This window comes from Candidatus Pelagadaptatus aseana (genome assembly GCF_040362265.1).
Lineage (GTDB): Bacteria > Pseudomonadota > Gammaproteobacteria > Pseudomonadales > Cellvibrionaceae > Pelagadaptatus > Pelagadaptatus aseana.
Genome location: NZ_BAABNJ010000001.1, coordinates 369,019 through 382,685, shown reverse-complemented (window position 1 = coordinate 382,685; position 13,667 = coordinate 369,019). Strand labels below are relative to the sequence as shown.

General features: G+C 43.7%; 11 protein-coding genes. All 11 read left to right on the top strand.

Going from position 1 to position 13,667, the window contains the following annotated elements; all coding sequences use genetic code 11:
- Nucleotides 1–14: 14 nt before the first annotated feature.
- The 11 genes from ACPXV9_RS01775 (at nucleotide 15) to ACPXV9_RS01725 (ending at nucleotide 13,582) form a co-directional block, all read left to right on the top strand.
- On the top strand, nucleotides 15–1,751 hold the full coding sequence (locus ACPXV9_RS01775) for a carbamoyltransferase family protein (protein ID WP_423894044.1): 1,737 nt from the start codon (nucleotides 15–17) through the stop codon (nucleotides 1,749–1,751).
- The gene (locus ACPXV9_RS01770) at nucleotides 1,751–2,458 is read left to right on the top strand and encodes a sulfotransferase family 2 domain-containing protein (RefSeq protein WP_423894043.1); all 708 of its coding nucleotides are present in this window, start codon (nucleotides 1,751–1,753) and stop codon (nucleotides 2,456–2,458) included. Before ACPXV9_RS01775 ends, ACPXV9_RS01770 begins: the two co-directional genes overlap by 1 nt.
- Nucleotides 2,459–2,467: 9 nt before the next feature.
- On the top strand, nucleotides 2,468–3,568 hold the full coding sequence (locus ACPXV9_RS01765) for a glycosyltransferase (RefSeq protein ID WP_423894042.1): 1,101 nt from the start codon (nucleotides 2,468–2,470) through the stop codon (nucleotides 3,566–3,568).
- Nucleotides 3,568–4,533, top strand: a complete 966-nt coding sequence (locus ACPXV9_RS01760; RefSeq protein ID WP_423894041.1) for a glycosyltransferase family protein — start codon at nucleotides 3,568–3,570, stop codon at nucleotides 4,531–4,533. The genes ACPXV9_RS01765 and ACPXV9_RS01760 overlap by 1 nt, the downstream gene beginning before the upstream one ends.
- Complete coding sequence (locus ACPXV9_RS01755; RefSeq protein WP_423894040.1) at nucleotides 4,534–5,379, top strand: DUF6625 family protein; 846 nt, start codon at nucleotides 4,534–4,536, stop codon at nucleotides 5,377–5,379.
- Between the two features lie 21 nt (nucleotides 5,380–5,400).
- Complete coding sequence (locus ACPXV9_RS01750) at nucleotides 5,401–6,528, top strand: glycosyltransferase (protein ID WP_423894039.1); 1,128 nt, start codon at nucleotides 5,401–5,403, stop codon at nucleotides 6,526–6,528.
- Entirely contained in the window at nucleotides 6,518–7,735 is a 1,218-nt protein-coding gene (locus ACPXV9_RS01745; RefSeq protein ID WP_423894038.1) for an O-antigen ligase family protein, read from the top strand. The genes ACPXV9_RS01750 and ACPXV9_RS01745 overlap by 11 nt, the downstream gene beginning before the upstream one ends.
- Nucleotides 7,736–7,754: 19 nt before the next feature.
- Nucleotides 7,755–9,500: a lipid A export permease/ATP-binding protein MsbA gene (msbA, locus tag ACPXV9_RS01740; RefSeq protein WP_423894037.1), complete on the top strand. Its 1,746-nt coding sequence runs from the start codon at nucleotides 7,755–7,757 to the stop codon at nucleotides 9,498–9,500.
- 90 nt (nucleotides 9,501–9,590) lie between these two features.
- Nucleotides 9,591–11,021, top strand: coding sequence for a bifunctional D-glycero-beta-D-manno-heptose-7-phosphate kinase/D-glycero-beta-D-manno-heptose 1-phosphate adenylyltransferase HldE (gene hldE, locus ACPXV9_RS01735; RefSeq protein ID WP_423894036.1), 1,431 nt, complete (start codon nucleotides 9,591–9,593; stop codon nucleotides 11,019–11,021).
- Nucleotides 11,018–11,545 carry a serine acetyltransferase gene (locus ACPXV9_RS01730; protein WP_423894035.1) on the top strand — a complete coding sequence of 176 codons (528 nt, stop codon included), beginning with the start codon at nucleotides 11,018–11,020 and terminating at the stop codon, nucleotides 11,543–11,545. The genes hldE and ACPXV9_RS01730 overlap by 4 nt, the downstream gene beginning before the upstream one ends.
- A gap of 36 nt (nucleotides 11,546–11,581) precedes the next feature.
- Nucleotides 11,582–13,582 carry an acyltransferase family protein gene (locus tag ACPXV9_RS01725; RefSeq protein WP_423894034.1) on the top strand — a complete coding sequence of 667 codons (2,001 nt, stop codon included), beginning with the start codon at nucleotides 11,582–11,584 and terminating at the stop codon, nucleotides 13,580–13,582.
- The last annotated feature ends 85 nt before the right edge of the window (nucleotides 13,583–13,667 follow it).

Here is a 13,667-nt window from a genome sequence, read left to right as displayed (position 1 = left end):
GAGGGAAGTTCCTCGTGTCATTGATTGTTTTAGGTTTATCCGGAGCGCTGAATCACGATCCGTCGGCGGCTTTGTACATTGATGGAGAATTGGTTGCTGCAGCCGAAGAAGAGCGTTTTGTGCGTGACAAGCACGCCAAGAATCGCATGCCTTATGAGTCTGCCAAGTTCTGTATTCAGCAAGCCGGAATCAAGCCTTCCGATATTGATGTGGTGGCCATCCCGTTTGCGCCAATCAGTCTGAAAGATCCGGCTCGCTGGCACTACGCCAAGCGCTACTGGTATGCCCCTGACCGTGCTCTGGATGCATTGTTTAATGGCAATCGCCGCTATCGTCGTTACCGCAACAAGGTGATTTGGTTGCTGGAGCAGTTGGGTATTAACCCTAAAGAAGTGGAGCTGGAATCGGTAGAGCATCACCTGTCTCACGCCGCTAGCGCCTATTACTGCAGTGGCTTTAAAGAGAAGACCGCCATTATGGGGATTGATGGTAAGGGCGAGTACGCCACCACCTTCTTTGGCTACGGCGAAAACGGCAAGATTCACAAGATCAAAGAGTTTTACGACCCGGATTCACTGGGTGGTCTCTACGGTGCCATCACCGAATTCCTCGGCTTTGAGATGCTCGATGGTGAATACAAGGTGATGGGTATGGCGCCCTATGGCGATACCTCCAAGTATGATCTGTCTCGGCTGGCCAAATTTGAAAAAGGCGAGCTGAAAATCAATACCGAGTACGCCAATGTGATCGGCCTGCGCCGCTATAAAGACGGGGAAGGCAAAGGCTATTATTTCTCGCCGAAATTGATTGAGTGGCTGGGAGAAAAGCGCGAAGGTGATATCGCTGACGAGCCATACATTCATTACGCTGCGTCCATGCAGAAGTTGTTTGAAGATCTGGCTCTGCAAATGATGGATTATTATCTGGGTGACATCCTCAAAGAAACTGGCAAGCTGGCCTTTTCTGGTGGTGGCGCACTGAACGTTAAGCTGAACCAGAAGATTGTCGCGCGCGATGAGCTGAAAGAGCTGTTTGTGCAGCCGGCTTCCGGTGATGCCGGTACGGCCATTGGTGCTGCGGCTTATGCGTCAGAAATGCGTGGTGTGTCTGTAGAAAAAATGGAGCATGTTTATCTCGGTCCAAGCTACACCACCGAAGAAATTATCGCTGCCTGCGAAAAGCATCCGGAAAAACCCAAGTACAAAAAAGTACGCAATGTGCCCAAGGATATTGCCAAGATTCTGGCTGGTGGTGATCCGGTTGCCTGGTTTCAGGGGCGTATGGAATTTGGTCCTCGCGCTCTGGGTGGCCGTTCCATTTTGGGTTGCCCAAGTGTCGACGGTGTTGCTGATCGTATCAATGAACAGATCAAATTCCGCGAGCGCTGGCGTCCATTCTGCCCAAGTATGTTGAGCCGGGTTGCACCAGAGATGTTCAAGGTGGATCACCCCGCTCCCTACATGACCTTCACGTTTGAGGTGAATGAAGACTGGAAAGATCGTGTGCCTGAAGTGGTTCACGAAGACGGCACTGCTCGTGCTCAGGCATTGCAGCCCGGTGTCAATGACCCCTACTACAAGTTGATGGAAGAGATGGAAAAACTGACCGGTAATGCGGTGGTGATGAATACCTCTCTGAATCGACGAGGTGAGGCGATGATTTGCTCGCCGCAAGATGCGCTGAATATGTTTTTCGGATCGGATTTGCAGTATCTGATTATGGAAAATGTGTTGGTGGTAAAGGAAGGCTGATGAGCGTGTTAACACGATTGCTCTGGAAGTCTTTATCGAGACAAAACCGAGACTATTTTCTATCAAAGGTACCGGCTCATGAGCAGGGTCCTTATAACAAAATTCTGTCGAATAGAGCGGAATTTCCAGCTGCTTATGATACGAATAAAGTGGTTTTTATTCACGTTCCCAAGGTGGCGGGGAGCAGTCTTGTTAATCCGTTATTAGAGGGTAAATGGGTTGGCCATTTGCCTCTAAGTTATATTGAGTCCTTCCAGGATTCACGTTATCAGGACTATTTAAAGGTGGGTTTTGTCAGAAATCCATGGTCTCGACTGGTTTCCGCGTTTAACTATTTGTCATCTGGAGGCGCCCCGAAAAGAGATGGCAAATGGGTTGATATGGTTAATGGTTTCAGTGATTTTAATGATTTTGTTGAGCATTGGTTGAGCCCTGAAAATATCTATAAGCAAATGCTTTTTGTTCCGCAGTTGGATTTTTTGACGAATTCAACAGGGGCGATTGGTGTCGATTATTTAGGCCGATTTGAAACCATAGAATCTGATTTTGATGAGATTAGTAAAAAATTAAAAATAAAATCAAACCTTCCAAGAAATAATGTTGGAACAAAAGTCGATTATCGCATCTTGTTTTCGGATAAATCCGCTGAAAAAGTGGCTGAAATATACAGGCAAGATATCTCAGCGTTTGGTTATAAATTTGACTAAAGATAAATTATGAAAGTACTTCAGTTATGCCATAGCTATAACCCGCCATTTTTGAGTGTTGCGAAGCAATATGAATTGCTTCTGCAAAATTCTTCATTTGAGGTGGTGACTGTTTTTCTTAAAGGGGAAAACAATAAAGAAGTTCTTGAAGAGATGTCAGGTGAAGTAATTTTCTTAAATCTTAAAACGTCAGATCTTAAAGGGCTGAAGTTAAAGGCGATAAAAAAGGTTCGTGAAATTTGCAGTAAGGCTGACTACGAGTTCTGTGTGGCCCAGCGGTATAAATCTATTTATCTGGCTCTCCATGTCAAAGGATTGTATGTGGTTGGTGTTGCTCACATTGTTGATGTTTTTAATAACTTTTTCAGGAAGATTTTTATTAAGTCAAAGAAAAATCGATTATTTCTTCTTGGGGTTTCCAAGGCGATCAGGGACGACATTAAACATTCACTGCCTGATTACCCTGAAAATAATATAAGTTATCTGTACAACAGCTTGAATTATTCGGATTTAAGAAAAGAGTTGGTTGAAAAAGATAAAGCTAGAGCCTTTTTGGGTTTGCCAGAGGATAAATTTATATTCGGCAATGTTGGAAGGCTGCATGAGGTTAAGGACCAGGAAACTTTGATTCGTTCCTTTGGCGGTTCTTACAAAAATATGCCAGATTCGCATCTGGTATTAATGGGTGAAGGGAAGCTCAGGAGATATCTTGAGGGGCTGGTTGATGAGCTGGGTCTCAGTCATTGCGTGACTTTTACTGGCATGGTCCCTGATGCTCGACTTTACCTTAAGGCTTTTGATTGTTTTGTTCTTTCTTCGAAATTTGAAGGGCTTCCTGTTGCCTTGCTTGAAGCATTTGCCGCTGAAATACCCTGTATTGCGAGTAGGTGTACGGGGAGCGAAGAGGCGATAGAGGGCGTTGGTTGGTCTTTTGATGTGGGAGATGCAGCGTCGTTGAGTGAGCATATGCAAGCTGTGTATAAGTTGACTGAGGACGATAGATTGCAGGTTCAGCAGAGGATTAATGAAAAAGTTTTTTCTGAATATGATGTCTCTGCAGTGTCAAGCTATTTTAAAGGTCTGCCTTTTGTTTCCGGAGTTTCTGGGTGATGAGTCGCTTGAAGGTTTTAGCGCTAACGCAATATGACAGGATGCCCAACTGGGATCTTTTTTATCAAGAATTAGGTCGTCATGTTGATTTGGACTTTAAGAAATTAAATAAGAAACAACAGGTAAATTTAAAAAAATATTTCAAAAGTATCGATGTTTCTAGTTATGACAGGATTTTTCTGGAGCTGAGATTTAAGCAGCAGTTACGTCAACGGCATTTTTTGGGTGGTCTGCCAAATTTGGTTGAATATGAGACAGATGCCAATCAAAATTATAAAAAAGGCGGGAAATATGAAGGTGCATGGTCAAAGTACTATTCATCACTAACCAGTTTAAGAGTTATATCGACAGGCTTTAATGTTTCAAATAGGTTGCGGCGTGAAGGTTTTGATGCGCGCTTTGTTCCTAAAGGGTACAACGAATCGGAAATTAAATGCCTGAATAAAAAGCGTGATATAGAAGTTGGATTCATTGGCCGCGTCGAGAAGGCCGCCTACGATAAAAGAAAAGAGTTTCTCGATGAGTGCGTAGAGAAGCTTGGTCTTAAGCTGATCAGGACAGAGCCCGGGGAAGCTTATAACAAAATGCTTAACCGGATTCGCTTTTTTGTAAGTGCTGATCACGGCTTGGGCGAGTACATGATTAAAAACTATGAGGCAATGGCTGCTGGCTGTGTTCTTTGCTGTTATAGGCAGGGTAATGGAGAAGAAGAGGCGTTAGGTCTTAGAGATATGGAGAATGTTGTTCTCTATGGTGATGCCTCCGAGCTTCAGGAAAAGCTGGCAATTGTCAGGGCCGATAAATCTTTAGAAGATGCTATTGCAAAATCTGGACGTCAATTGGCAGAAAATAACTTTGGCCTTTCTTGTTTGGCAGAGAAAGTATCCGAAGAGTTGATTGAGCCTGTAATAAAGACTCGTGAACAAAGCCTTTCCGAGAGGCTTCTTGCATATATTGGTAAATAAATGAAGTCTATCTGCTTTGTGATTCCGTATTTTGGTCCTTTTCCATTTTGGATGGCGTATTTTCTCGAGAGTTGCAGGCGCAATGAATCGGTTAATTTTTTCCTTATAAGTGACAACGATCAGCCTACTGATTTGCCGGAGAATTTCATGTATAAAAAAATGGAATTTTCCGAATATAAAAGCCTTGTCAGTAGTAAGTTGGATGTTGATTTTAACCCTGAGTCAGCTTACAAACTTTGTGATATTAAGCCAGCTTATGGATTGCTTCACTATGAAGAGATTGAAGAATTCGACTTCTGGGGATTCTGTGATATTGATCTGATATTTGGCGATATTCGCAGTTTTATGACAGATGAGGTTTTGTCCCGGTTTGATTTTGTGAGTGCCTTTGGACGCAGGGTGTCAGGGCATTTTTTTCTTGTTCGTAATAATGTCGAAAATAATTCGGTGTTCAAAAAGTGTGCTGACTGGAAAGTAGCTTTTGAGGATGTTGAACATCATTGTTTTGATGAGAAATCTTTTTCAGATTTGTTTATTAAGTTTAAAAACCATCCGGATTGGTCTAAAAGGCTGCTGTCCAAAATCTTCCTGCCTTTAAGTCGGAGGTCCTTATTTAAGGAGCGTTATTCGACGCCTGGTCTGCGTTATGATTGGGTGGATGGCAGTCGAAATTTTCCCACAGAGTGGTATTGGAATTCTGGAGTGCTGACAAATAATGCCGCCAGCGAAAATTTTCTGTACTTTCACTTTTTAAAGTGGAAAAGGGAGTGGGCTGGAGAGGCTCATGTTGACCCTCTGGTATCCCAAAGCTGGAGAATAGATTCTGCAGGCTTTCATTGTCTTTGATGTTTGAATTCTGGTTGTAATGTGAGAAAGCTAAAAGTACTAACACTGTTGTTGATGGGAGACCGAGACGCAGTTTCTATTCATCAGGTACACGGCAATATCCTTAAGTCTATAGACGATGTTGAAAAGTCTGATGTTGTATTTATTTCGGGTGACTGTGGGAATATTGAAGTTTTTCCAGATAGTTGCGGCCATAGGTTTCTGTGCGAAAGCAAAAGAATGGTTACCAAAGCCCATCGCACATTGAACTTCTTTTCCAGATGTCGCTTTGAGCAGGCTCTCGGGAAGTTGATATCGAATTATGACTTGGTGATAACAGATGGTTTGTTGACTTCGGCTCTCATTTCTAAGGAAGTTACTTCACTAGCGGTGAAATGTTTGACCGTGGTTCACGGGGAAGTGTTAAAGATCAAACCGTTGGTTAAACGGCGTCTTGGTTATCTTTCGTCGGAGCTGTTTTTTTATTCCTGTGTTTCAGGGGCGGTAGAGACTTCTCTAAATGAATCACTTGATCTTAAGAACGCTAATGTTGAGGTTATTTTTAGCGGTCTGGATGTGAAAATGTTAGCCGACAGGCGCCTGGAGCGACAGGCCTCCAGAGCTATTTTCGAGTTGTCTGACGATGATTTTGTTGTAGGTTGTTTGGCTCGAATAGAAAAGCATAAGGGAATTAAGGAGCTGGTAGTTGGGTTTCGACGTTACTTGAAAGGCAATCCAAAAGCTAAGCTGCTGTTGATTGGTGATGGTAATGAATTTGACGCTGTCCGTGATTTTTGCCTAAGTGAAGGTATTAGCGGCTCGGTTTTAATGCCTGGCTATTTAGAAAATGCGGATCAGTATTTAATGGCGCTGGATGTTTTTGTTCTCTTGTCCAAGGCTGAAGGTTTAGGTTTGTCTGTACTGGAAGCGCAACTGGCGCAGTTGCCGATTATTTTAAGCGATATACCTGTTTTTAGAGAGATTCAGGCTCGATCGGATTCTGAGTTCTGTCAGGTAATTGGTTCCGATGATGAGCTTGTTGGCAGTTTAACGTTGATGGATAAAAAAGATAAGTGGCCTGTTGATTACGATTTGACATGGTTTGATGTTTCTTCAATGAAAGGCGCTTATCGAAAGCTCGTAAGTAGGATGATGGAAATTGAATGTTAAAGATGCCCTGAGTGGCAGTCGTGATTACATAACGAAAGCTTCCCTTGGGATGATGGTTCTGGGTGTTTTCTTGGTTGTTTCAGGCAATTTTTATATTGAAAATGCATTCACGACGAAAATCTATCTGACAGTAATATTTTTCACAATTGTGATGGCGATTGTCGATTTTCATCGTCTTGGCTTTATTCAGCGTCTGGTGGCGGACTCGACGTTATTCAAAATTCTGTCTTCTCTGATGTTGTGGTGTCTTGTGTCTTCATGGGTTGTCAGTGAAGATTTTTCGAAAATTTTTCTAAGGCTTCTGTGCATCACCGTTTTTGTGATGGGTGTTGCCTGGTTAAGGTTCTATCATCAGCAACTTTTTTACAGGGTGCTGTATCTGGGGGTTGTTGTTGCGACTCTGCTTTTAGCGTATTCCTTTTTTGATTTTTATGCTGACAAATCTTTTAAAAGTAGATTGAGAGGTTTTGGCTTGGATACAAGGAATCCCGTTGTTGTAGGTATTGTGTCAGGTGGGTTGTCAGTGCTGGCCTATGCCTTATTAAGGGCTTCCACTTGGAGTCGGATGGCATCTCATGGATTGAAATTGTGCGCTGTGATTCTGTTTGTGGTCAGTATTTTTACTTGGTCTAAAACCGTTGTGCTGGGGTTTTCAGCGGCAGTGATCTTTTATCTGATCTCACGCGGCGACGTTAAGAAATTTTTTAATTCTTTTGTAGCTATGGTGGTGGTGTTTGCCTTTTTTATGTGGCTTTCAGATTCGTGGCGCTTGGTAAACCTGGATTCCATATCGACTTTAAGTAATCGGCTGCCAATTTGGATTAATTCGATGGATACTATTCGAAGTAATTTACTATTTGGCTCTGGTCTTGATTACGAAGGTAGCTTTATCGGGGGCAGAGGTAAACCGATGGAGCATCTTCATAATTCTTATCTGCAGGCATTGTTTTATACCGGTGTTGCAGGCTTTGCGCTATTTTCGGCGATGTATATATATCCGCTTGCTAGTATTTGCTTTGGTCGAATGAAAAGAAGTCGGCACTTGGTGTTTCTCTTTGGTTTTGCTGCCGGTGTGCAACTGGTAGAAGTTCATGTTTTCCTTTCCCGGCCAAATTTTTATTGGTTTTTATTGTGGTTGCCCATCGGCTGGTTTATTGCTGAAGAACTTGAAGCCAGCGAGCGTATTCGCGGCGAAAGAGATAAATAACTTAGGGCTGTATTGAACTATGGATACTCCAAATACCCAGTCAAGCGATGTTCGCATCTATTTAAGGTTATTAAGTTATTTGCGTGATCATTGGCTATTGTTTGCTTTCAGTATTGCAGGCTTCATGGTCTTTTCTGCGAGTCAGCCAGCAATGGCTCAAGTGATGGAATATTTGATTGATGCCATAGAAAGCGGAGATAAAGATGATCGAGTACTGATTCCGCTGATGATGATGGCGATATTTGCCATCAGGGGGCTTGGCTCGTTTATCGGTAATTATTTTATTGCCAAAGTTTCCCTGAATATTGTGCACACGTTGCGAATACAGCTTTTCAATAAGCTTACGGTACTTCCTGGCTCATACTTTGATGATCATAACTCCGGCAATCTTATTTCACGAATTACTTACAATGTAAATGGTGTCACAGGGGCGGCAACCGAGGCTTTGAAAGTTATTATACGTGAAGGTCTTACTGTCATTTTTCTACTGGCTTATCTGCTTTGGAAAGATTGGAAGCTGACAATGGTGTTTGTAGTGATCGCTCCGTTTATCGGTTTTCTTGTCAGTTATGTGGGCAAGCGTTTGAAAAAGCTTGCCAGCAAAATTCAGGTTGTCATGGGTAATATTACCCAAATTTGCTCTGAAATGATTTCTGGTTACCGGGTTATGCGCAGCTTTTCCGGTGAAGAGTATGAAAAGAGAAGATTTTCGGACGCAAGCCAGGAAAATTTAAAGCAAAATTTAAAGTTAGTTAAAACAAGTGCTATTGCCACGCCCGTAATGCAGCTGCTGGTTGCTCTTGCGATGGGTGTGTTGGTGTATCTGGCTATGACGTTTATGGATACCAGTAGCTCAGGAGCATTTATTGCTTATATTACTGCGGCTGGACTGATTCCTAAGCCTGTGCGTCAACTGAGCGAAGTTTATGGAACAATCCAGAAAGGGATAGCCGCAGCTCAAAGTATCTTTGAGCAATTGGATGAAGAACCTGAAGTTGATCGTGGTGATTATTCTGCTGATCGGGTAAAGGGACAAATTCAAATTTCCAATTTATCTTTTGCCTACGACGAAGCTGAAGGTAATGTTCTTCACGACCTAGAATTGAGTGTCGAAGCTGGGGAAACTGTCGCCTTGGTTGGAAGTTCGGGCAGCGGCAAGACAACTTTGGCTAGTTTAATTCCCCGATTTTATGACTATCAGCAAGGGGAAATCGAAATTGACGGCGTGTCTATCAAGAGCTTTACCTTGGCTTCCTTGCGTAAACAGATTGCACTGGTTAATCAGGATGTCGTCCTTTTTAATGATTCTGTGGCCAATAATATTGCCTATGGTGATCTGGCCGGGGCTTCTGAATCTGAGATTCGTGCGGTAGCTGATATGGCACATGCAACGGAATTCATCGATCGTATGCCCGATGGTTTTGATACGCTTATTGGCGAAGACGGCACTCGTTTGTCAGGTGGTCAGCGGCAGCGTTTGGCAATTGCCCGGGCCTTGCTGAAGGATGCCCCCATTCTGATCTTGGATGAGGCTACTTCTGCATTGGACACTGAATCGGAGCGCGCCATACAGGAAGCACTGGATGAATTAATGAAAGGACGCACCACCATTGTTATTGCGCATCGCTTGTCCACCATTGAGAATGCCGACAAAATTGTGGTGATGGATAAAGGCTCCATAGTTGAGGTGGGCTCTCACGATGAACTGATAGCCAACAAAGGTGCCTACGCCAGACTGCACGATATCCAGTTTCAGGAAACATAACTCGAAGGTAAAATACCGCCTTATTTACGCAGGTTGGGCCTCTTACCGATAGGCCCAGTTTGACGCCTATATCAATCAGGATTAACCCCTATGAAGCTAACGATGCCCCGTTTTGACCAATCTCAAGTGCTTGTCATTGGTGATGTGATGCTGGATCGCTACTGGCATGGTGGCACATCCCGAGTGTCGCCTGAGGCTCCGGTACCCGTTGTTAAGGTGGATCAAATTGAAGATCGTCCCGGCGGGGCTGGCAATGTGGCGCTTAATATTGCCGCTTTGGGTTCTGGTGCTTCTTTGATCAGCGTGGTTGGAGATGATGAGGCTGGTGAGAGCCTCCGTGCACGGCTGGGCTCGGTGGGCATTCATACGGATTTTCAAATTTCAGAAGATAAGCCGACTATAACCAAGTTGCGAGTGATAAGCCGTCATCAGCAGTTGCTGAGGATGGACTTTGAAGAGGGTTTTATTTCCTCAGACAGTGTTGATTTTGTTAAAAAGGCAGAGACGTTGCTGCCTATGATGGGTGCAGTGATTCTTTCTGATTACGCTAAAGGTAGCCTTCAAGATACCCAAACCCTCATCACAGCGGCAAGAAAGCACAATGTCCCCGTCTTGGTTGACCCCAAAGGCACTGATTTTGAGCGCTATCGTGGCGCAACCCTACTGACCCCGAATTTGCATGAGTTCGAAGCCGTAGTCGGTCGTTGTGAGCATGAATCCGAGTTAGTGGAAAAAGGTACGGAGTTGATGCTGGCTCTGGATTTGTCGGCGTTGCTGGTAACCCGGGGGGAGCATGGTATGACCTTGTTGCGTCCCAATATGCCGGAGTTTCACCTGCCAGCACGCGCCCGTGAAGTGTTTGATGTTACTGGGGCTGGAGATACTGTTATTTCAGTTTTGGCGTCATCGCTGGCGGCTGGATCCGAATTGCCAGAGGCAGTAGCGTTGGCAAATCTGGCCGCGGGTATAGTTGTTGGCAAATTGGGTACGGCGACCATTAGTGGGCCTGAACTAAGAAGGGCTATCCAAACAGAGCAGGGCTCTGAGCGCGGTGCCATGAGCGAAGAGCAGTTGCTGATTGCGCTAGAAGACGCCCGTGCTCACGGTGAAAAAATCGTGTTCACGAATGGTTGTTTTGACATTATTCACGCTGGTCACGTTGGTTATTTGGAGGATACGCGTAGCTTAGGGGATAGGCTAGTGGTGGCGATTAATAGCGATGCGTCCGTAAAACGTCTAAAAGGTGAGGAGCGGCCCATCAATCCCGTAGATAGGCGTATGGCGGTATTGTCCGGACTGGAATCTGTTGATTGGGTTGTGCCTTTTGAAGACGATACACCAGAGCGTTTGCTCGAACTAATTAAGCCAGATGTTCTGGTGAAGGGTGGAGATTACGCTGAAGATCAGGTTGTCGGTTGGGAAATAGTCAAAGCTTATGGGGGAGAGGTGAAGGTGTTGAGCTTTTTCGATAACTGCTCCACTACTGCGATCGTTGAAAAGATTAAAAGGAATGAAACTTGAGCAGTTTGAAGGAATATTTCCACGCTGAAATTATTGGTGGCAAAGACAGGCCGTTTTCCTGGTGGAAGGTTATCAGGCGTGCAAGAAGAAGTAAGGGAAGTAATTTTTTATTTTGGTGGAGAGTTGCTAACCATTTGCATACAAAAAAAGGTTTCTCCAAATCTCTTGCTAAATCCATACATTCACGTCTGGTAGCAAAACATAATACTGATATTATGCTCGGGGCCAATATTGGTGAAGGGCTGAATATCGCGCATAACATCGGCATTGTTATCAGGAAAAAAGTGGTGATTGGTAAGAATTTTACCATCATGCAAAATTGTACAATTGGAACAGATTTTAAGACCACCGAACCGATTGTTATTGGTGATAATGTAACTATGGGGGCAAATAGCTGCATTATTGGGTCGGGTCTGATTATAGGTGACAATGTCAATATTGGGGCAATGTCATTTGTGAATAAAAATGTACCCTCTGACAGTACCGTCTATACAAAAAAAGAGATGGTCGTCGTTTCTCACTGATCTTTACATGAATTGTTGTCACCTTCCCGGTGAGCCTTGTCCATCAGTTTAACTTTTGGGCTTTCAGTTTATCAAAATACGAGTTTTAAAATGTTGAAATATAGGCAGGATATTGACGGCTTGAGAGCCTTGGCAATTATACCCGTGGTTTTATACCACTTGGGATATGGTGTGTTCTCGGGTGGCTTTGTTGGTGTGGATGTTTTTTTTGTCATATCCGGTTTTTTGATAACGTCTATTATCTGGAAGGATATTTCTAAAGGTGAATTTACCTTTGGTAATTTTTGGAAGAGAAGGGCAATAAGAATCTTGCCTGCCATGTATTTGGTTATTGTGGCAGTTTTAATTTATGGGTGGTTTTATTCAGCACCAACAGATTATGAAAGTATTGGTCGGGCCGTAAGGCAGCAAGTTTTCTTTGCTTCCAATATTTTTTTCTATGAGTCGGTAGATTACTTTTCGGAAGGGCTGGCATATCAGCCATTGTTGCATATGTGGTCTTTGGCGGTGGAAGAACAGTTTTATATTGCCTTTCCATTGATCTGCATCTTGGCTTACAAGGTGTCTAAAGGGCGTTCGCCCCTTGGTTTATTCCTATTGCTGCTTTTACTTTCTCTGTCAGGAAGTATTTATGTTATAGCCGATGATCCACTTAGGGCTTTTTATTTTACACACCTGCGAGCGTGGGAATTACTGGCAGGATCGTGTTTGGCGGTTTTTCTCTCCTCCCATAAAGCGAGTCCTGGTGTTCTCAAAGCAGAAGTTCTGGGTGTCATTGGTTTGTTGCTTGTTGTCGCGCCGGTATTTATTTTAGATCACGATACGGTTTTTCCTGGTTGGTCGGCGATACCTTCGGTGTTGGGGGCGGTCTTGTTGATTTATTCAGGCGCTGTAGAAAATACATTCATCCGCAAATTATTGTCCGCAAAAGTGTTGGTTTTTGTGGGACTGATTTCCTATTCTCTCTATTTGTGGCACTGGCCAATTTATGCCTATTTTACGTATGTTTATGGTGCCCTGAATGAATCTGAACGTTTCTTGTTGTTGATTGCCAGCTTGCTTGTGAGCTATTTGTCATACAGGCTTGTAGAGCAGCCAGTAAGGCGCTCTGGTTCAAATGTCAGCGGCAAAAAGGTCGCTGCTGTTTGTATTTTCTTTGCCGTTGTATTGGCTGTTGTAGGGCAGTTTATTCGTAAGGAACATGGATATATAGACAGGCTGCCAGAGGCTGCAAAAGTCTATGCGAATGATAGGGAGTGGGGGAAATTCCAGAAAAAATGTTCCGAATTGACAGCTGAGCGCCTACGAAATTCTGATTACTGTCGCTTTGGCCCCAAGTCAGATCAGTCTGAAAAAATCATTGTGACTTGGGGGGATAGCCATAATGCGGCTTTGCTACCGCTCTACAAAGCAATGGCGGAAAAGCATCAGGTGCATGTTAAGCACTTTGGCAAAACTGCTTGTAACCTTATGGTTGATGATTTGGTTCCCGATGCAGGATGTAAATTATTCAATGACGAGGTTTTTACCTACCTTAAAAATAATGATGTTACCGATGTGATTGTGGCTAGTCGCTGGTCGAGTGGCTTGAAAGAGGAATCTTATAAGCCCGATAAAAAGTCTTATGATAAGTTGACGGAATCAGGCTATGAGTTGGAGTTTCAAAGAATCGTTAAGCAGTTTAGCGGGCTTGATGCGACTGTTTGGCTGGTGACAGAAGTTCCATTGCAAAAATATGATGTTGCAGAATTTATGACTAAGTCTGTAATGAAAGGAGACGATTCTATTCCGGAGCTTTTAACATTGGCTGAGCATAGACTCAGGGTTGGGTTCACTGATCGATTGTTGATAAACGCCGCACGAGACAATGACTCTATCAAGATAATCAATACGGAGTCTGGTTTGTGTGACGACCATGAGTGTAAGGCTATAGTTGATGGGAGATCTCTTTATAAAGACGATGATCACTTGTCCAACTTTGGTGCGATGTACCTGGAAAGTATATTCTCTGCTGCTTTTGGGGACGGCCAGTTTTAACTTCTTTGCAGGCGATCTGGTTATCGCTGTGGAATCAAGGGTGCTATGAAAATGGCACCCATCTATTTTAATATCAGGCTTTGTA